A 20,097-nucleotide genomic window follows, 5' to 3' on the forward strand; every position below is an offset into this window, starting at 1 on the left:
GAACAAATATGTTTTTACAAAGCCACTATTTCTTGCCATGAGGAATTTCAAATTACACAAAATTATCCGCAGACCCCTTCATTGGATTTCATATATTTTTTGTTTTTAGTTATTTATACTCTGAATTTTCTGATGGTTTCATTAAGAGCAGTAGCCAATTCTGCCAGCGCTTCTGCGCTGCTGCTAATTTCGCTCAGACTGGCGTTCTGTTCTTCAGCTGCCGCTGCCACTGTCTGCGTGCTGGCATTGGTTTTCTCTGATACTGAGCTGATATTCTGCACATTGGCTACAATGGCCTGCATACCTTTGGCCGTCTCTTCAACGGCATGGGTGATCTGTTCCATACCGGACTGTGTTTGTGCCAGTTTTTCAACAATGGCTTCAAACCCTTGCTCGGTTTCTGCGGCAGCAAGTTTTCCGACCTCAACCTCTGTATTCGCCTTATTCACCACATTAACGGAAAAATCAATATCTGTGGTCATCTGGCGGATGATTTCTCCGATATTCCGGGTTGCATCAGCACTTTGTTCCGCGAGTTTCCGTACCTCTTCCGCCACCACAGCAAAGCCCCGGCCTGCCTCACCCGCACGAGCGGCTTCTATGGCAGCGTTAAGAGCAAGCAGATTGGTTTGACTGGCAATATTGCTGATTACAGTAATTATGTCCTGTATTTTTGCAGAGCCGGCTACTAGTGAATTAGCTACCTCTTTAATATCCTGCATTGAACTTTCAATGGTTGTATTTTGTGCAACCATTTTCCGGATAAGCAGCATGCCGCGATTGGCATCGGCAACCGCCTCCTGTGTACCATGATTTACCTCGGCAGCGCTGGCGCTCATCTCCTGGGTGCCGGCGGTTACTTGCTCAATGACAGCCGATATCTCTGTAATATTAGTGGTATTCTCGGATGACCCTGCCGCAATCTGCCCGGTAGTATCGGCAATGATCCCGGAGGTGCGCAACTGTTCTTCCACCGTTGAGGTCAGTTCCTCACTGGAGGCCGCCAGTGTATCGGCACTGTTTCTAACATTATTAACAATATTCCGCAAGGCGTTTTTCATAGTGATAACGGCTTTTGCCATATCGCCAATTTCATCATTGCGGGTTGAAGCAACATCCGGTGTGCTGATGTCCAGACTGCTCACAGCCAACAATTCGTCGCGCAGTATATTAACCCGTGTGGCCAAATTGCGGCTGTACCAGATAACCAGTATAATCGTCACAACAATGACGGCTATGCTGAACCCGATAACAACCCTTAACACCAACTCTTGCTCCTGGTTCAAAAGCTCTACGCTTTGGTGGCGAACCTTATTTTGAATGTCAAAAGCGACCTGAAACTGTGTGTTCACTTGTTCTGTTTTTTCCCTGGCTGCAATTATGGCCGCATCCATCCCAGGGTCCTTGGTTTGTTTCATGATAATTATTCTTTTCATATCGTCCACATAGGAAATCACGTCTTTTTCTAATTTTTCCGCCTCTCGTTTGGCTTCCGGTGAATTTACATCTTCCTTAAACTGCTTAATGTCGTTCAGGCTTACCGCATACTTATCCAGGGCAGCTTTTGCGTAATGTTCTTCGCCATAGCTCATATATCCCCGGTATTCAGCCACTCCGCTGTGAAAATGGTCTTGAGCCCGGAGCAACTCTACGGTTCTTGCTACAGAACCGGTCAATAAATCCTGATAGTTCACCATCGCCGACTGAAACTGATAAATGATAACCCCCAGTAATACGGCTAAAAATGTAAGGACAATCCCAAACATTGCGCCTAATTGGCTTCTAATTGTTATACGTGTCATTGTTTTCCTCCTCTTTATACCTGGCACCCGGATGTAGCTTTGTACATACCTTTACAGCCGCCAGATTTGAAAATTTCCCAGACCTGTTACCGATGTGGGCTGCTTAGCTTCTAGTTCAGATATTTTAATAATTTCATCAGCAATTATTGCTATCTGAATTCCATCAACATAGATAAGTAGGGAGCTCTGCCTACCTAAATCAGACAGTTTACCCAATTTTGTGTTCCCGATGATTCCCTTAACATATTCAACAGGCACTCCATATTTTGCAGCTCCATATTTGAATATTAATAGCTGTACTTTTTTCACTCTTCTCCTCCTTTATAGTCTTAGGACACATTACTGGCTAAACCCTAGTACCCTGTGTCACCTAAAGGCATGGCTTATTTTGCAGTCTTTTTCCGTACGGCGGAGTCGGCGTCGCCTTACACATGTCCGATATACGAGGCTTTTACGCCTTGTATTGCGAAAAAATTCTCGCGACTAATCTCATGTTTAAGTAACGCAGGGTACTAACTTTTTCCGTCAACCCACAGCTACATAATAAAGCAAACGGCAGCAACTAACATCTATCGAAAGTTATACGTCAAAAATAATAAATATTATATGAGACTCCTTTATTTACTTGCTTTTTCCTGGTATTTTACATAATCATAGAAATCTATCGGAAGTTAGAGGAAATATCGGCATCAATGTAATATAATTATTAGTTACCGTTATTTTTGCAGGTCTGTTTGAGAGGAGGTGACGCGTTGGCTCATCCAGCAGTTATTACCCGAATCTTGATCGTCGATGATGATGAAAAATTTCTTGCCTCCATGCGGCGTATAATGCAAGGGTATTTCGAAATAGTTACAACCAAGGACCCCATCCAGGCCCTGAAGCTTTTTGAATATCAGGGGCCTTTTGCAGCCGTAATTTCGGACTACCGTATGCCGTTGATGAATGGCATAGAGCTTTTCGCCAGGCTGCTTGCTTTGGATACAAACGTTCAAAGAATTATGCTCACAGGCCACGCAGAGCTGCAAATGGCTATTGATGCAGTAAATCATGGCAAAATTAATGCCTTCCTTACTAAACCTACCCCGGCAGTCTCTATCAGGTCGGTTATTGTAGAGGCCATCCGGGCTTATAATCGCGATGCCGGTAATGTCCTCTTGTCCAAAGGCAATCCGGAAAGCCATACCAGAACAGCACTGCCAGAAGCTACCCTGGAAAATTATGACCCGCTAACAGTAAAAGAAAAAGAAGTTCTCGCCTTGCTGGCAAGGGGCTGTTCCAATAGTGAAATATCGGCAAAGCTTAATATAACTGTCGGCACGGTAAAAAGTCATGTAAGCAATCTTTTCGGAAAATTAGATGTAAACAGCCGCTCAAAAGTGATTGCAAAATCGATAACACTCGGTCTAATCAAGAACGAATTTACCGAGTAACAATACTATAAAAAAGACAACCTTTATTTAAAGGTTGTCTTTTCAACAAATGTTCCGGGATCAATTATGCCAGGCCGCATTGCTGCAGCAGGCGCCCCGAAAGGGTGCTGCCAGCATTAGAAACCGCCGTACTTCATGGGTAGTTTTACAATAAATATTGTTCCTGTGCCCTGACTGCTTTCAACCAATATTTCGCCTTTATGGTGATTAGCAATAATATCATAGGAAATACTCAGGCCCATTCCGCTTCCCTGCCCGACAGGTTTGGTGGTGAAAAACGGGTTGAAAATATTATTTAGGTTTTCCGGGGCAATGCCGGCACCATCGTCCTGAACAGAGCAATAGGCAAAAACCTCATCATGCCAGGTGGATACGGTAATAGCTCCTAAACCGGTAGTATGCTTGTCTCTAATAGCCTGTGCGGCGTTAACAATGAGGTTAAGCAATACTTGGTTAATTTCGCTGCCAACAGCTTCGATAACCGGTAGTTTTCCCAGCCTTTTTTCTACACTGGCATAATATCTGATCTCATTCTGGGCGACTAATAAAGTGCTTTCCAGTCCTTCGTTCAAATCATAAGGTTCGGCTACTTGCTGATTGATATGGGAGAAGCGCCGCATTCCTTTGACTATTTTGTTCATGCGATCAAGCCCTTCGATGGTATCCTTAAACAGTTCCGAAAAGTCATTCAGGATATAATCCAGGTCTTTGTCCTTTTCATGCCAGGCTATCTGTTTCAGTTTTGCTGCTACTGCCGCATCATCTATGGCGGGAAGTATCGAAATCAGCTCCCGGTATTGGGGTATTACACTGCCGAAAGCCGAAAAATATTGCTCCAGTGTCTCAATATTGCTGGTTACAAACCCCAAAGGGTTATTAATCTCATGCGCTACCCCGGCGGCCAGTTGCCCGATACCTGCTAATTTTTCTTGCTGGGCCAGCCGCTTCTGTGCATTTTCAATAGTTTCTAAAGCTGCCGTAAGTTCGTAATTTCTTTGTGTGAGTTCTTGGTTGGCGGTAAACAGTTCCTGGGTTCTTCTCACCACTTCAAGTTCAAGATTGTCCCGGATTTGCTTTAATGCATTCTCTGTGCGCTTTTGCCGGCCGGTAATAATGAGCAATATCACAACAAAAATGCTTATTACCACCGAACTGATACCGGCTATCCGGTAATAGCTGCTAAGTCGCTTATTCACGTCACGGAAAACTTCTTCTTCACTAATGCCTACCGACACCACGAAGGGATAGTCACTTAAGGCCCGGTAACTATGAAGTCTTTTGACTTTATCAATGGAACTCGTTGAAAAATAGTTCCCCGCTGTGCTGACTGCCAGTTGCTCCATTAATGTGCTGTTGCTCATATCCTGTCCAATAGCCGAAAATCCGCCAGAGTCCCGCGCCCGCACGATCCCGTCCCGACCTACCAACGTAATTGTGGAATCTTTACCTAAATTTACTTGTTTATAGAATTTTGTAAAATACCCCGGATCAATAGAAATAACGGCAACTCCACCGAAGGAACCGTCAGGCATATTTATCCGTCGCGTCATTTGAATGGACCACTTGCCGGAGGCGTGTCCCAATACCGGTTTACTGATAAAGAGCTGGCCGCTGTCGGCAGTCTGGTGAACCTTAAAATTCTCGCAGTCCTCTAGGGAGAACGGAAGAAACCGTACCTGGTCGCTCACCGCCAGATCCCCCTGTTCGTCAATCACGCTCAACAGCACGAAAGGCTGGCTGGTAAGTCTGCCTTCTTTTATATACTGAGGAATATCAATACTTCGGCCCTCTTGTTCATATTGATATTTTAAAAATAATACCGTCTGATCTATGCTTTTAATTGTACGTAACGTATGCTCTTCAAATGCCCGGGCAAAATTGGCCGTATCTTTGAAGGCACTGGCAATTGCGAGTTGCCGCTCGTTTTGCTCTTGGTAATACAGGCCTGTCCAGAGGAATGAAAGCAAACTAATGCCAAATAAAATAATGATAGCACGGGTACTGCATATAGTTAAATTTACAGACAATAGAGAACCCGGATTTAGCCTTTTCAATAACATGCATGGCACCTGTTAACCTCAATAACAGCCCACTCCGTGATAACGAATTTTTTATATATAACCGGTTGCTCAGACCGGTTTCCGGCCCGGGCTTGCCGGGTACTGAGGGAAGGGGGGGCCGTAGGATAAAACAAAGTATTTTTACACGCCCTTTCACGTTAATACATTACCTTAATATGCTGCTTCATTAACGTCATACTGTAAATTATACTGTAATTGTTGCCAAAGAGATATATAGGCGGGAAATCCCTGTAAGATAATTTGTCGAATAACTGCGAGGGACAAGAAAAAGTACTGAAGCGATAAGATCGCAAAGTTAAACCCAAAAAGCGATATCACATATTTGCTGTGATATCGCTTCTTTGTTTACCTGGGCAAACCATAAATCTACCGCTACATTCTCCATTCCTGTGTATTTTTGTACCTGCATTGAATTACTGAACAGCATTACTCATTGTTTATACTTAGTGATGAGTTTAGCTATATCAATTATTAGTTGACGCTGCTCTGGTGGAAGGTCTTGCAGAAACTGGCTTATATCAAATTTCAGATAATCCTTTGCAGAATAGGAAACACCGGTAATAAAATAGCCAGGGTTAGTGTCTAGCAAATTTGCTATGCGTATTAACATTTCAAGACTTAATTTCGTTTTGCCGTTTTCTACTTGGCTAATATACACGGGTGAAACTTCCAGATTCTCAGCCAGTTTTTCTTGTGTAAAATGTTTTTGTTTGCGTATTTTTTTTATTCGTTGTCCAATGGTATGGTAATCAATATACATGCACATCACCCAACTTAACTATATCAATGGGAAAGAGTGTTTACATATAGTTATTGCTTAATATTAAGTAATACGTTAAAATTAATGAATAAATTAATATTAAGTCTAGGATTTTGTTTGGATAGATAGTAAAACTCTCTAGTGTTCAGGGAAATAGAGGGGGCCAGTCTAAGTGTTTTATAAGCATGCACGCTTTATACTTAGTATGCTTGGAGTAGTGATCGGCATAACAGGATATTATTTGCAATTATATTGTCCGGTCGGCCATGAAAGAAGCTTGTTGTGGATCGGGAGTACCCTGGTCTTTTCCATCGGAGGATTTATAATTGGCAGGATCATCGAAACGTTGAGTATTCGTTCCCATACCGATTATCTAACAGGCTTATGGAACAGGAGATACTTTCATTTGAAACTGCGCGAGATAGTAGACCGAATAAATAAAGACAAGGGCCAGTTGTGTATCGCCATGATAGATGTGGATGGCTTCAAGAAGATTAACGATTTGTACGGTCATGTTACTGGTGACGTACTATTGTGTGGCATTGCAGCAATTTTAAAAGAAGGCACCAGCAATAATGATATTGTTATCCGTTTGGGTGGTGATGAATTCGCTGTTGTTTTTACTGAAACGAACTCTTTAAAAAATGCTCTTGAAATCATGGAGAGAATTCGCCGCAGGGTGGAAAACACTTTTTTATCATATCACCTGACCATCAGCACCGGGATTATTTCGCTGGAACAGGAACAGGATGTAAAAGACCTTTTAATTAAAGCCGATCAAACTTTGTATAAAGCAAAGGAACAAAAAAATGCGGTTATAGGTTATAAGTGGTAACTGACTATGAATAGCAGCCACCTGATTGTTCACATTGATAACCGCCCTGTTAAAAAGTCTCAACCCAAACTCGACGGGGTTGAGACTTTTTTAATAGGAGCCTCATTGGCAGCAAACGGAAGGTTAACTTATTTTGCTTACAGCTTTACATCTGACAGAACAAAATGTGTTTTTTCTAAGAGGACAAAAGTAAAATAGTTTACCTGAGGTAAACATTTTACGGAAAATTTGAAGGAGTTTGCACAAATATATAGAAAGTTACCGAAGTTGGAATTTCGCGGACGCTTCAATTTCAGTATAGCTGGGGACAATGAGGTGATAATTACGGTCACAGCAAGAGCAGTGGCTAATAAATAGTAAAGTGCAAGGTTAGTTTATATAGTGAGAGTATCGGAGAGGAAGTGCAAGGGTTGAAACAGGTAGATTTCATGAGTCATGACGTGAATCTCCCTGAACTTACGTTTAGGGGCATGTTGCTGGGAATGGTGATTACTATCATCTTTACAGCATCAAACGTTTATTTAGGATTAAAAGTCGGACTTACATTTTCGTCATCCATTCCGGCAGCCGTTATTTCTATGGCGGTTCTGAAAATGTTTAAGGATTCCAATGTTCTGGAAAACAATATGGTTCAGACGCAAGCTTCGGCAGCAGGGACTCTTTCTGCAGTCATATTTATCATTCCCGGCTTGCTAATGATCGGATACTGGCAAGGGTTTGCTTTTTGGCAGACATTGATGATTTGTGCGTGTGGCGGCAGCCTGGGTGTTTTGTTTACCATTCCTTTACGCCGGGCAATGATTGTTAATAGTGACCTGCCTTATCCTGAGGGCCTGGCAGCTGCTGAAATCCTGAAAGTAGGCAGTGGCAACGCCGCCGGGACCAAAGAAAATGGCGCTAAAGATATTTTAGCCGGCGGTTTTGTTTCGGCTATTATCAGTTTCTGCACAAGTGGCTTCCAAATTATTTCCTCAGAAGTGCACTACTGGTTTTCCTTGGGTAAAATTACTTCCCAACTGCCTCTGGGCTTTTCTACAGCTCTGCTGGGAGCCGGCTATTTGATCGGTATTGCCAGCGGTATGGCAATTTTAGCAGGTGTTATTTTGGCGTGGGTTGTATTTGTACCTTATCTGACCTCGGTGCTGACACCGGCAGCCGGACAGAGCGCCAGCGCATTTGCGCAAGCCGTGTGGGCGCAAAAGGTAAGGCTTATCGGTGCCGGTACCATTGGCATTGCCGCAATCTGGACGCTGATTACCTTAGTTAAGCCAATCCTTGAAGGTATGCGTATTTCCATTGAAGCTATGCGTAAGTCGGAAACCGGGAAAAACCTGCACCGTATGGACACAGATATGTCGCCGAAAGCGATCGGTATGGTGCTGGCTGTCATTATTGTCGGTTTGCTGGGAACCTTTTATTCCTTTATTGCCGATGCCCAGCTGGCTGCAAGTACTACCTGGATTTTTGTTATTGCCGGCGTTGGCGTTGCGATTGGTATGGGATTCTTTGTGGCTGCTGCCTGTGGTTATATGGCCGGTTTGATTGGTACTTCGGCCAGTCCGATCTCCGGTATCGGTATTTTGGGGATTATTATTTCCTCTCTTGTCGTATTGGGAATCGGTTCGACCGTCAGTCTTTTTGATACGGCAATGGGAACTAAATTTGCTATTGCTTTGGCGATTTTTATGACCAGTGTTATTGTCAGTATCGCCGCAATTTCCAATGATAATCTGCAAGACTTAAAGACCGGTTATCTTGTTGGCGCCACCCCGTGGAAACAGCAGGTAGCCTTGCTGCTGGGCTGCATCATCGGCGCTTTTGCGATTGCACCTGTATTGAATTTGCTGTATGAAGCATACGGCTTTGTCGGGGCTATGCCGCGTGCCGGAATGGACGAAAGCCAGGTTCTGTCCGCGCCGCAAGCAACTTTGATGGCTACGATTGCAACAGGTATTTTTAGCCATAATCTGGACTGGAATTACATTCTGTTTGGTGTAGGTGTCGGGATTGTTGTAATCATTGTCGATTTACTGTTGAAAAAGGGAACGGCCAAATACTGCCTGCCGCCGTTAGCTGTGGGTATGGGAATCTATTTGCCGCCTACACTGGAAACACCGCTAATTTTGGGTGCCGTTATGAGCTATTTTGTAACCCGGTATCTGCGTGACCGGGCGCGTGAACGGAGTCCGCAGCATGTCGAGGAAGATGTGGAATTTTGCAACCGCCGCGGTGTGCTGTTTGCATCCGGCCTGATTGTCGGTGAAAGCTTAATGGGGGTTATTATTGCCGTTATTATCGTATTTTCGGTAACCAGTGGCGGCAGTGACTCGCCGCTGGCGCTTGTAGGCAAGGACTTTGCCCGGACTGCCGATTGGTTAGGTTTGCTGGTATTTATCGGCATGATTGTCATGTTTATTCGCCGGATTATAAATGTAAAGTTTGAAGCGGATAAATAGCAGGCAATAGGATGAAATAAAAAGCTACTGATAAGCGATTAGCGGGAACTTCTGCGAGAAGGTTCCTGCTAATCTTTTTTTTATCCGGTGGGACACGGGGACATGTGGGACACGGGGACAGGTTCCTTGTCCCATTTCTCTACAACTTAAAAAAATTGTGAAACAACTGTCAATCTATAATAAGCTACATATTATGTAATAGGTGTCCCTATTAATAAAGGAGGAGCTAGCAATATGGCAAGTGTTATTCATTCTCTAACCCAAAATGTTTCACTTTCGGATGATGGTTCTATTATTGATATAACTGTTACCAATAATGGTGCCACACCTATAGCCAGTCCAGGTTTTTATGTTACTGCCGTGTATGTTGATGGAACAACTCAATATGTTCGTTCTCAGGTTGTTGATTCATTAGCAGCTTCGGCTTCCATTATTCTTAGTTTATCAATTGACGGTGTAGTAACTTATGAGGAAGAAAATTTGCATGTAGGGATAGGGTTTGTTCATACAACAACCTAGCCGCAAAGTCTGAGGCTTGGGGAACACCCAAGCCTCCTACATAACAGTACAATGCGTATTCATTTTAGCCGTGGTGTTAGGAGTGGTGTGATTTGTCAGTTATCAATATCTTAGCAAGCAAAAGCTTGACAGTATCTACTAGAAGATCGCGCCGAGGCATGAAAGGCAAAAAAATAATTGTCGGAAATAAACGTAGATGTAATTATTTCAGTTATCTTTTTTTTGATACTTCGGCAATCCCCAATAGCCTGTCGCTGTTATCTGCAAAATTAGTGTTATTCAAATTATGCGATTTCTTTAGCTGTACAGCCGTAACGTTTTCCGTCTATCCTTTATTAGATCAATTTAGTTCTTATACAACCTATGACAAGGATTGTTCCGTAAGTTTAGACCCGACACTTAAACAAGACTTCTTTCCCTTTACCTGTGAGGCAGCTATTGAAATAGATATAACAACAATAGTTGATATGTGGCTTAAAAACACATTAGTGAACAGGGGCATAGTAATAAAAGGCAATAACACTCATTATCCCCCTTGTTGTTATACATCCTTTGGTTCTGCCTATAGTGCCGATAATACTGTAATTCCCTTTATCAGAGCAGCCTTTGCACAAGGCCCGTGTTTATGTTTTTTACCTAATTCAGACATTACCTATACTGCCAAAGTTTTTCCAGCTAAAAATGCTAACTTTTCGGGACGAGCAGGTAATGGTCCGTAACACTGCCTTGCCGTCAATCAGTTGCGGAGGGGAGGATAAAATTGAGTGGGACAAGGGACCTGTCCCTGTGTCCCAGAAGAAGGAAGAGCTTTTAATTAACTGTATTGCTGTGTTGTAAATCATAAAGACAAAAGGCAAGCCGAATGCGGCAGCGTTCTTCCATGGAAGACAAGTCACTCTGGAGCAGCTTTTTGATTTTGGCAACGCGGTAGTTAATGGTGTTTCGATGCGTAAAAGTGTGCTCAGCAACGAGTTGGACACTAGAATTGAATTCAATATAATGGCGCAGTATTTCCAAGTAATTAGAATTGTGTTTTTGGTCATAGTCAACAATGGTTTTCAGCGATTGCGTATATAAATTATCTAATATAGCCTCATCTGAAATACCTAGTATAATTTGATAAAGTCCTAAATCATTATAGAAACAGTGGGGCTTTTTCGTAGCGATGGCTACCTGCAAGGCTTTATCTGCTTCAATTCGTTTGTTAAATAAGCATTGTAAGCCTTGTCCCAGCGTGGAAATGCCATAGTGAATATCATCATCGGTACTTAAAGAACTATGAAGGAAAGCCAGTGTAGCGGCAAAGTTATTCTCGGTTATGTTATATAGGATGGCATACTGGGTAGTTTTTTTTGTCAGGAGCAGATATTTTTGTTCTGCTTGATTTAGAATCACGGTTAATTTATCGTTAGAGACATTTTTAAAAGCGACAATTCCATAGGTGGAATAGGAATAGGGTTTCATGTCTTCATGTTCAGCAATAAATGCATTATCAATCATATTATCAAATATGGCACTGGAGAATATCTTGCTAAAATATTCTTCTTCTTGTTTCTCTTTAATAATATCATTGAAGCCATCCTGCATAATGTCAGCAATATGTATTTCCCAGGGCATGATAAGCAGCGGCAGGTGATTATTGTTGCAATAATCAATGAGATAATGGGGTATATCTTTAATATAATTTCCAATATTTAAAATAATACCGCTTGCACCTTTTTTGTTTACTGAATGAATGAGTTCTTCAAGCCAGTGATCATAACTGTTGGCAAGCCCGGTTGTAATAATTAATTCTCCACCGCGAATAAAACTCATATTATTCAAGTCCTCTAGCAGATAAATCCATTTAAAAGAGGTATAAATACCTTTTTCGCCAGCTATTAGTTGTAGCTGGTGCTTTTTTCGGAACTTTTCATAAAATTGTTTTAGCGTCAATGATATATACCTGCCTCTCACTTGATATAAATAGTATAAAGTAATATAAATTGGTTGTACAGCACAAAAAACGGAGGTTTTTTTAGGCTTCAATCTTGTTGAATGCTGAAAAAACAAGTGCTAAAATACAAGTAAATTCAAAATTATACTGGTGTATGGGCATATTGAGCAAAGTGAAAGGAAGAGGTTATAATTTATGTCAATGAAAAATCAAATTGAACAGCTTATTGTTGAAAAAGTGGCATTATTAAACCGGCCTGATCTATTTAGGAAGCCGATTGTAAGTTTTTCTTCTGCCACAGATAGTAGATATTCTGAATTAAAGGAGATTATTGGTCCATGGCATTTAAACCCTACTGAACTACTGCCAGATGCTCAAAGCGTCATCAGCTATTTTGTACCGTTTACCAGCCTGGTGGTAGCAGAGCCGAAAACAGTTGACGGCGGTTCTGAGGCCTGGGGTGAAGCCTATGCCATAATTAATCCTTATTTCAATGTCGTGAATCAGGCGGTCATTCAATACTTGTCTGATTTAGGCTATTCAGCCAGTGCAGTACAGGCAACCCATACCTATGACCCCAAAGATATGAAATCAATGTGGTCACACCGAAGTGCTGCTGCCATTGCAGGTCTAGGCACCTTTGGCGCAAATAGAATGCTTATTACCGAAAAAGGTTCTGGCGGACGATTCTGTTCAGTGTTAACATCTGCCACCCTGTATGAGGAACAAGCTCCGGCAGAAACCAGATGTTTATATGTTAAAAACGGCTCTTGCGGTCTATGTTTCAAAATCTGTCCGGTAAATGCCCTGGTGCCTGATTCTTTTGATAAATTTATTTGTCAAGACGAATGTAACAAGAACCAGAAGCAGGATAGGCATGGTGCCGATACCTGCGGCAAATGTATTAGTGTATGCCCGGTGGCTTATATTGACTAGATAATTCAACTTTAAAATCATTGCATGTGAATGTAAAATTATACTACCAGAAAGGAACCTATGATGGATTTTAAACAACTAATAACAACCATGATCCAAACCTATGTACAAGAATATCAGAAAAAGCCGGGCATTACCTCCGTATGGGGTGAGCCATTAGTTGGCTTTGCCGATGCAAATCATCCGGATATTTCCAACCTTAAGGATATTATTTCGCCGCAGCATGTTATGCCGCATGAGGTCATAGAAAATCCAACAATTATTATTGCTTATTTTCTCCCTTTTACCAAGGAACTTGCCGATACAAACAAAGCACCCGGGAATGTGTCATCTCCCGAGTGGGCGCGTACTTATGAAGAAACTAACAGGATGTTTGGAGAGTTAAACAATTACTTAATAGCAGCGATACAGGAAATGGGCTATGAAGCCGGAGTTTCTAAAGCGGCAACAACCTTTGACCAGGAAAGGTTAATAAGTAATTGGTCGCAGCGTCATATTGCCAGAGTGGCAGGACTTGGCACCTTTGGCCTTAATAATATGCTGATTAGCAGCAACGGCTGCTGTGGTCGCTACAGCACAGTAATTACGAATCTGCCAATAGAGCCGGATAAGCCGCTTGACGATAATTATTGTCTGTATAAAAGCAAAGGGATATGCGGCGCTTGTATAAAACACTGTCCCTCCGGGGCGCTAACTGTTACAGGCTATGACAGACAGAAATGTTTTCAGGTCTGCTTAAAAAATGCTGAGATCTATAAGGACTTTGGGAGTTCTTATTCAGATGAAACAGGAAAGAATGCGAATAGTGCCGGCAGTGAGGTCTGTGGTAAGTGTCTGGTGAATGTACCTTGCGCGTTTAAGTAAATGTGCTGTAGCATAATATAAAAGGATGGTTCCCCCGGTGAATAATGATAGTACTGTAAAATACTTTATGCAGGGTGTGGCATACGCCTTGCCTCAGGTGCCGCCAAATAAATGCAAAGGCATTATCTTTACCATTTTGTCGGCTTTTTTGTTTGGAATTACTCCTGTGTTAACATCTCTTACATACAATGTAGGCGGTACACCTGAAACTGTGACGTTATTCCGCAATCTTTTCGCTATTCCTGTATTATTGCTGACACTTTGGCTGAAAAAGATACCGCTTTCGCTGCCGTTGCCAGTACTGCGTAATCTCGTGCTGTTTGGCATCATCGGCGGCGGCATAACAACGCTGCTGCTGTACATGTCCTACCCGTATGTAGGTATCGGAACTGCTACAACTTTACATTTCTTATATCCGATCTTTGTTTGTCTTATGTGCCGCATCTTTTTTAAAGAACGTTTGGGACTGCAAAAAATTATTGTGCTCTTCATTGCGGGTGCCGGAATCTTATGTTTTATCGATGTTAAGCAAATAACGCAAATAACGCATATAACCGGGCTTGTGTTAGCAGGGGTGTCAGGCATAACCTATGCAATATATATGGTCGGTGTGGAAAAGAAGAAAATCGATCAATTGAATCCTTGGCTGATTATATTCTATATAGCTGTATCGGTGTCAATTTTTATGTTATTATATAGTATCCCGACCAATAAAATTGTACTGCTTTTACCGCTAAAAGCTTATTTTTACATGTTTGTTCTTTCTATGTTAACCTCACTTTTTGCAGTACTGCTGCTGCAATTGGGCATCAAATATCTGGGGGCTTCTGCAGCGGCGATTTTCAGCTTGTTTGAGCCTGTAACCAGTATAATTTCTGGGGGGATGTTTTTAAACGAGACAATCACTGTCGGAAAAATTATGGGCTGCATCCTGATTTCTTTTGCGGTTATACTCCTTACCACTAATAAGCAAGTTCAAACGCGTGAAGTTTGTAATGAGGATTAAAGTCCATCCTTTGGATTTATTTTGCAGCGGGAAGGGTTGTTGCTCCGTACCAGTAATGCCTTGTGCAGAATGCAGGGGGCATTACAAAGGTTATCTTGGAGGAAACAAGTATGCGTTTCAATAGGGTATGCAGGGCATGTGAGCGTAGTTTGGACGGAACGTACGGGCGCGCGCCGATTTCATTTAAATATTGTCCGCGCTGCGGTACAGACGGGAATCCTCAGATGAAAACAGTGCAGCATGGATGGCTGCACTGGTGGGGACTGGAATTGCTCTTCACGGCATGGGTAATTGTAGCAAGCGTTTTTCTGGGCAGCGTAATTATGGTGGTGTTTATGGGTGGCATAGGGTATATTGGAAATCGCCTGCTAACCAAGACCTGCAGGCACTGCCGTTCAATCACCAGTGCGATAACGCATACATATTGCCATAACTGCGGGCAGCAGCTGGGCCGGAACTTCCGGGAGTGACCATTTGCTGGGACAAGGGACCTGTCCCTGTGTCCCACCTTTGCTGGGACAAGGGACCTGTCCCTGTGTCCCACCTGTGTCCCAGGAGAGTAGAATTTGTAATGGGGGAGTTTGATAGTATGGTAGGATTTTTGCGAAAGCTCAATTGGAGGGGTGCTTTGGTATGGGGATTGTTGTTGGTGGCGATAAACAGTTCTGCTGTTTTTGCCGCTGAAAAACTATCACCGGAAAAGGCGTATTTAAGCGATGTATATAAAAATATGATGGATGTAACCGGCTTGCATTATGATGTCACGGTCACGGCTGAAACCCCAATGGGGGAAGTGGAAGCTGCCATCAATGGCGAGGCCCGGGAAAAACCGCTGAGCTTAACCCACGATATAAATATTTGTTACCGTGACGCACTGAATCAAGAAAAAACACTAACGCTAAAGCAGTACATAGAACAAAATCAGGACGATCTGGTGGTATATTCATTAAGCAACGAAACCTGGACCAAACAAATTAGGCCGATTGATCCCGCTTTGAATAAAAAGCTTTCAGCAGAGGAAAAGAATTCTGACCGGATGAATATGTTGCACCTGGTGAAAGCGGTAAAGCTGAAAAAGGAAACACCATCCTACAAATATATGGAAATCACTTTGGATAGCATACAACTAAGTGATACTGTCAGCGCAGACGCCAAACTAAAAAATCCGCAGGATAAGGAACTGTTGAGCAGGGCTGCGATAGTACGGCTGGGGCTGTTAGCTGTCGGCGATATAAAATATACTATCAAAGTCGATAAAGCGACTAAGCTGGTACAAGAAATAGATATGGATTTGACAGAGCCGGTTCGCAAAGGAGCAGGATTGTTTATGGATTTAATTAACCCCAAGGACCGGGCCTTAGTCGAAGATTTTTTAACAAACTCGACGTTGAAGCTGCAGGTAGTTTACTCGCAGTATAATCAGGTAGCTCCGATGGAGATTCCTCAGGATGTGCGAGACAACGCAAAAGAACCTGAACCGGCAGACAAGGCCACTCCTGCCAAAAGTGAACACATACTACTATGATTTATCAAGAAAAATCCGTACCGGCGTGATCGCTGGTACGGATTTTATTATAACTGTTCCGCCTGTTCCCTGCTTTTCTGTATTTGCTTTAAGGTGTCCAGATATGCACCGTCTTGGGGAGTGGTTTTGGGGATAACCGATTTATTTGGCTTTTTAGGTTTCTTATGCATTCAATCACCTCCAGACTTAGTATTGGACTGGAGTATGGCTATTAATGCATTTATCCAGATAAAAAAGCATGCAGCGGGACGCAGGGACAGGATTCAGACTGGCAAATAACCTGGCTGGAAGTTAAATATGAATTTTTTCTTGGTCATTCATGGAATAGCCATCTCTGAAGCTAACATGGCTCATATCCAAAGAGGTATCTTTTGTTTCAACATTTGTAAGCTTTTTAACTGCTCCATAAGTTTTTTTTAATGAAAGGCTGTTTTCTTTCCCGGAAATAACCCACAGGGTTTTATAGCCCTTTGGTGTTGCCTGGAGCTCATTCTCCCCTTTGCCGTCAGTAAAATACACCAGCAGATCCAGCTTATTAGCATTGGCATATTCAAAGACCGGGGTAAATTTAGTGCCACCCCTTATATGGCTTCTCTCTTTTACATCTTTCGCCGATTGGACTTTGTACACCCGTTTAATTTCATTGTCACATTCGATAATCGTAAGCTCATGCTTATAATTTCTTACTATCGCGAATACTTCTTTAATGGCTTGCTGAAATTCCTCATCACTAATGCTGCCGCTTATATCAAGCGCAACAGCAATTTTTGCCTTATGACTTCTGAGTTGGCCTCGCAAATCCAATCTATCGGGCTGCCGCCTGTTTCTTCGCGTTATCGTCTTCTTTTTATTACTTTCAACAGTTCCCATTAACCGTTTAAGATAGATGTTCCAGGGCAATTCACCCTTGCTGTTTTTACGCGCTGCCAGCAGGTTTTCCACGTAATTCGGCATACTGCCTTTTTGAGCATGAATAACAAACTTCTCGGTAAATTCTGTGAGTGTCTTTTCATCGATATCACTGGATTCTTCCCAAATATCATGGGTTTTCTCAGGATCATAACCGGTTTCTATTTTTTCAGTTGTATTTTCCTCATCTGCTGTTTCGTCTTTATCTGTCTCCAGTAAGTCTATGGCAGTTTGAAGCTTTTCCACATAATATTCAAAAGGTTCAAAGGGCAGGAGCTTTAAAGAATAATTTAGATTTGCCCATTCCAATGTAACCGCATAGGGAGGGAGATTATCCAAATAGGTATTCACTACCAGATTCATTGCCGTATTAATCGCCAAGGGGCTATAGCCGGCCTTAAATTCTTTTGCTCTTACTAGATGCAGGGATACGATATGGAGGATTTCATGCTTAATGGTGGTTTCCATCTGTTTTAGAGTAAGATTCAAAAAAATTAGAGGGTTAAAATAGATAACATAGCAGGCTCCTTTAAAATTCACACCAGTGGGACTGCTGATATCAAAGCGTATTTCTCTTGTCATTTGCAGCAGAAAATATCCGTAGAAATTATCTTTGTCTTCCATGAGACTTACATTCACTTTATCTACCAGGCTAAAAAACTCTTCGCTAAATTCTTGGGGGATATGCAGCTTAGCCTTGGCGTCACTACGTTTTTTCTTTAAAAAGACAGCCGCAATGGTATTCGCTTGTTCATAAAGCCCTGCCGCCAGGGTGTCGAAATAAGTTCCCATATTATCACCTTATCGAGCTATAAGAGTTAAAATAGGATTCTACAAAGTCTTCATTTTCTATGGCCTGTTTGTATACTTCAGGATAACTGTTTTTAATATCTTTCATGATTCCGATCATTAAATCTACCGGATAGGTTTTTAAAAACTCAATGAGTCTGTCAATATAACCGGGGGCGGCAGCAGCATTTTTTATATTTGCTTCTAAGGTTTTCAGTATATTTTTGGCAGATAGATACAGTCTTGTATGACTTTCTTTTTTTACTCTTGCTATGATAGATTCCGGCAGAGCATCACCGGCAAAAACATCTTCATACGCTATCAGGAGATTATAATCTGACTCAACAAAGCTGACAAATTCTTCTGCAATGAGTTTTCCTACATTTCCTCTGATAACATTTACAAACACGGCTCTGGGTATGGCCGCTTTTTTCTCTTTGTAAATTTTGTAAATACTGGAGATTCTTTCATAGCTTCTGGGAGTAGCGTTTATGTCTTCTGCGTTTATTTTATGCAAATAATCCGGGAAGGTGGAGATAAACTCTATAACCTTTTGCTCGATTCCGGCATCGATGGCCCAGGCTAACCACTGCTTGTAATCTGGTTCCATATATAGCCATACAAATCTATTCTCCTGCGCTGCATCCATATCGACAACCTGGTAATCAAGATCTGAACCATATTTATTTGAAGGATTCATAGCGGCTACTATTTTTACAGATTCATGCAACTTATAATCATTAATTTCCCTGTTTAAGATGATGTTCATAAGCTCCTGTTGTACTGTATGCTCACAGCGATTGATCTCGTCGATAAATAGCAGAACAGTCTTGCCTTTAGCTATTTCTTCATCAATTTCCCGTAGCTTATTATGAACGGCGTATACGGTGGTTTTCTTTTCCAGCGCCGCTCCTTTGGCAGTTACTTTTGTATAGGAATCTACGGTTGGCAGACCGCCAATTTCACCTTCTTTAAGGAGGTTCCCATTGATAACAATTAAGCTCCAATTATTCATTCTGGCAATTTCCTTGGCCAAAGCCGTTTTTCCTATGCCGCTTTCACCAATGATTAGAGGTACTTCGCCGGTAGCCAGTACTAAGTCAACACTTTTTAATGTGTCTGTATAATTCATTGTATATCGCTCCTATATTAGCTTCAGCTTTTCATCTACAGCTATTTTTTTCGCCTTTTTACTTCCATGTTTATAAATGAACATTAGCTTATCTATTGGCATGATGTCACTATGTTTATCTATAGTGCTGCAATTTAAAAAATCTCTAACATATTGTTCTTCAACAGCTTCATTTGACAAGGCTGCCTGTAATACCTGCTCTAATTCAGCCTGGGTTATTTCTTTTACCACATACTTAATTACTAAGATATTTACTTTCAGAAATTCTATTATTTTATGTTTATCCAAATTGTTAATAAAAGTAATAGCCCGCTCGTTATTTTTGATTGTTATAAGTTCGGTAGTATATGTAGGTGAATTTATATAGCGTAGGGCATCATAATTAATTTTTACAGCCTCAGCTTGTACACTTTCGTAAGGTGATTTTATAAATTTTATCGAATCGTAATTTTTTCTTACCGCTAATAATTGCAATTCCTCATTGGGCTTATTAACATATTTAATAGCCCAGCCGGCTTGATTCAGGGCTAATCTTACCACCTTATCGGTTGGATTTTTAATATGTTCCAGGTTAACCCAGCCATCATTAATAACTTTTATCATCATATCTTCCGTGGGGTTATCGATAAATTGAATGGCCCTGGCATTATTGGCGATAGCAGACTCCTGCAGTTCTGTAGTCGGATTCTTGATATATTCCAGCATCAGTCCGTTTTTTTTAACAGCCAATAATTTCATCTCGTCCGTAGGATTATTTATATAGGCTATCGCTCTGGGATTGTTCGTTATCATTTTAATAAGCTTTGACTCTTCCATACGGTTTCTTTCCTTTTATCATTATTTTTTGCAGGTAATTTAATTTTAACTGTCTAAATAGGATAATTATACCACTGTATAAAAATAGGGTCTAGTAATCAAAACCTATTGTTATTGCAGAAAAAATGGGCCATCTTTGCTAATCAGCATTGTATAACTTCGATGGACAAAAGTATTTTAACTATAATGTTTTATAGCACCTAGTGGTCTGTAGAGAAAGGAAAGGGGCTGTCGCAGTAAGCCAGCCCCAAAACAAGAAAAAACGGCGACCAGCAGTAGCTGGAAGCCGTTTTTTTGT

General features: G+C 41.7%; 19 protein-coding genes. 10 read left to right on the forward strand and 9 right to left on the reverse strand.

Annotated elements, in window-relative coordinates; genetic code table 11:
• Positions 1–113: 113 nt before the first annotated feature.
• Together GT1_RS21225 and GT1_RS21230 are read right to left on the reverse strand one after the other, a co-directional pair.
• On the reverse strand, positions 114–1,802 hold the full coding sequence (locus tag GT1_RS21225; RefSeq protein ID WP_188400394.1) for a methyl-accepting chemotaxis protein: 1,689 nt from the start codon (positions 1,800–1,802) through the stop codon (positions 114–116).
• A gap of 51 nt (positions 1,803–1,853) precedes the next feature.
• The gene (locus GT1_RS21230; RefSeq protein WP_188400395.1) at positions 1,854–2,111 is read right to left on the reverse strand and encodes a hypothetical protein; all 258 of its coding nucleotides are present in this window, start codon (positions 2,109–2,111) and stop codon (positions 1,854–1,856) included.
• A 443-nt stretch (positions 2,112–2,554) separates the two neighbouring features.
• Here GT1_RS21230 and GT1_RS21235 point away from each other — a divergent pair, with 443 nt between their 5' ends.
• Complete coding sequence (locus GT1_RS21235; protein WP_188400396.1) at positions 2,555–3,235, forward strand: response regulator transcription factor; 681 nt, start codon at positions 2,555–2,557, stop codon at positions 3,233–3,235.
• 116 nt (positions 3,236–3,351) lie between these two features.
• Here the strand turns inward: GT1_RS21235 and GT1_RS21240 are convergent, their stop codons facing one another.
• Together GT1_RS21240 and GT1_RS21245 are read right to left on the reverse strand one after the other, a co-directional pair.
• On the reverse strand, positions 3,352–5,262 hold the full coding sequence (locus tag GT1_RS21240) for an ATP-binding protein (protein ID WP_223226423.1): 1,911 nt from the start codon (positions 5,260–5,262) through the stop codon (positions 3,352–3,354).
• A gap of 484 nt (positions 5,263–5,746) precedes the next feature.
• Positions 5,747–6,076, reverse strand: a complete 330-nt coding sequence (locus GT1_RS21245) for a helix-turn-helix domain-containing protein (RefSeq protein ID WP_075754046.1) — start codon at positions 6,074–6,076, stop codon at positions 5,747–5,749.
• Between the two features lie 172 nt (positions 6,077–6,248).
• Between GT1_RS21245 and GT1_RS21250 the strand changes: the two genes are divergently transcribed.
• The 4 genes from GT1_RS21250 (at position 6,249) to GT1_RS21265 (ending at position 10,605) form a co-directional block, all read left to right on the forward strand.
• The gene (locus GT1_RS21250; RefSeq protein WP_075754048.1) at positions 6,249–6,911 is read left to right on the forward strand and encodes a GGDEF domain-containing protein; all 663 of its coding nucleotides are present in this window, start codon (positions 6,249–6,251) and stop codon (positions 6,909–6,911) included.
• Between the two features lie 410 nt (positions 6,912–7,321).
• Positions 7,322–9,367, forward strand: coding sequence for an OPT family oligopeptide transporter (locus tag GT1_RS21255; RefSeq protein WP_083945420.1), 2,046 nt, complete (start codon positions 7,322–7,324; stop codon positions 9,365–9,367).
• A 234-nt stretch (positions 9,368–9,601) separates the two neighbouring features.
• Complete coding sequence (locus tag GT1_RS21260; RefSeq protein ID WP_075754049.1) at positions 9,602–9,886, forward strand: hypothetical protein; 285 nt, start codon at positions 9,602–9,604, stop codon at positions 9,884–9,886.
• A 92-nt stretch (positions 9,887–9,978) separates the two neighbouring features.
• Positions 9,979–10,605 (forward strand): DNRLRE domain-containing protein, encoded by a 627-nt coding sequence (locus GT1_RS21265; protein WP_188400398.1) that lies wholly within the window; start codon positions 9,979–9,981, stop codon positions 10,603–10,605.
• A 91-nt stretch (positions 10,606–10,696) separates the two neighbouring features.
• Here the strand turns inward: GT1_RS21265 and GT1_RS21270 are convergent, their stop codons facing one another.
• Positions 10,697–11,821: a PucR family transcriptional regulator gene (locus GT1_RS21270; protein WP_188400399.1), complete on the reverse strand. Its 1,125-nt coding sequence runs from the start codon at positions 11,819–11,821 to the stop codon at positions 10,697–10,699.
• 196 nt (positions 11,822–12,017) lie between these two features.
• On the opposite strand from GT1_RS21270, the gene GT1_RS21275 reads away from it, so the two are divergent.
• The 5 genes from GT1_RS21275 (at position 12,018) to GT1_RS21295 (ending at position 16,153) form a co-directional block, all read left to right on the forward strand.
• Positions 12,018–12,758 (forward strand): epoxyqueuosine reductase, encoded by a 741-nt coding sequence (locus GT1_RS21275; protein ID WP_188400400.1) that lies wholly within the window; start codon positions 12,018–12,020, stop codon positions 12,756–12,758.
• A 60-nt stretch (positions 12,759–12,818) separates the two neighbouring features.
• Complete coding sequence (locus GT1_RS21280) at positions 12,819–13,622, forward strand: epoxyqueuosine reductase (RefSeq protein WP_223226424.1); 804 nt, start codon at positions 12,819–12,821, stop codon at positions 13,620–13,622.
• A 37-nt stretch (positions 13,623–13,659) separates the two neighbouring features.
• Complete coding sequence (locus GT1_RS21285) at positions 13,660–14,628, forward strand: DMT family transporter (RefSeq protein ID WP_223226425.1); 969 nt, start codon at positions 13,660–13,662, stop codon at positions 14,626–14,628.
• Between the two features lie 224 nt (positions 14,629–14,852).
• A complete protein-coding gene (locus GT1_RS21290; protein WP_223226426.1) occupies positions 14,853–15,098 on the forward strand; it encodes a hypothetical protein in 246 nt (81 codons plus the stop codon).
• 101 nt (positions 15,099–15,199) lie between these two features.
• Positions 15,200–16,153, forward strand: coding sequence for a DUF6612 family protein (locus GT1_RS21295; protein ID WP_223226427.1), 954 nt, complete (start codon positions 15,200–15,202; stop codon positions 16,151–16,153).
• A 47-nt stretch (positions 16,154–16,200) separates the two neighbouring features.
• On the opposite strand, the gene GT1_RS22610 is transcribed toward GT1_RS21295, so the two are convergent.
• The 4 genes from GT1_RS22610 to GT1_RS21310 form a co-directional block, all read right to left on the reverse strand.
• Positions 16,201–16,323, reverse strand: coding sequence for a hypothetical protein (locus tag GT1_RS22610; RefSeq protein ID WP_255430472.1), 123 nt, complete (start codon positions 16,321–16,323; stop codon positions 16,201–16,203).
• A gap of 121 nt (positions 16,324–16,444) precedes the next feature.
• Positions 16,445–17,854, reverse strand: a complete 1,410-nt coding sequence (locus GT1_RS21300; protein WP_188400402.1) for a VWA-like domain-containing protein — start codon at positions 17,852–17,854, stop codon at positions 16,445–16,447.
• A 4-nt stretch (positions 17,855–17,858) separates the two neighbouring features.
• On the reverse strand, positions 17,859–18,983 hold the full coding sequence (locus GT1_RS21305) for an ATP-binding protein (protein ID WP_188400403.1): 1,125 nt from the start codon (positions 18,981–18,983) through the stop codon (positions 17,859–17,861).
• A 12-nt stretch (positions 18,984–18,995) separates the two neighbouring features.
• On the reverse strand, positions 18,996–19,799 hold the full coding sequence (locus tag GT1_RS21310; protein ID WP_188400404.1) for a hypothetical protein: 804 nt from the start codon (positions 19,797–19,799) through the stop codon (positions 18,996–18,998).
• Between the last annotated feature and the right edge of the window lie 298 nt (positions 19,800–20,097).

The organism is Sporomusa sp. GT1 (genome assembly GCF_014634905.1).
Taxonomy (GTDB): Bacteria; Bacillota; Negativicutes; order Sporomusales; family Sporomusaceae; genus Sporomusa; species Sporomusa sphaeroides.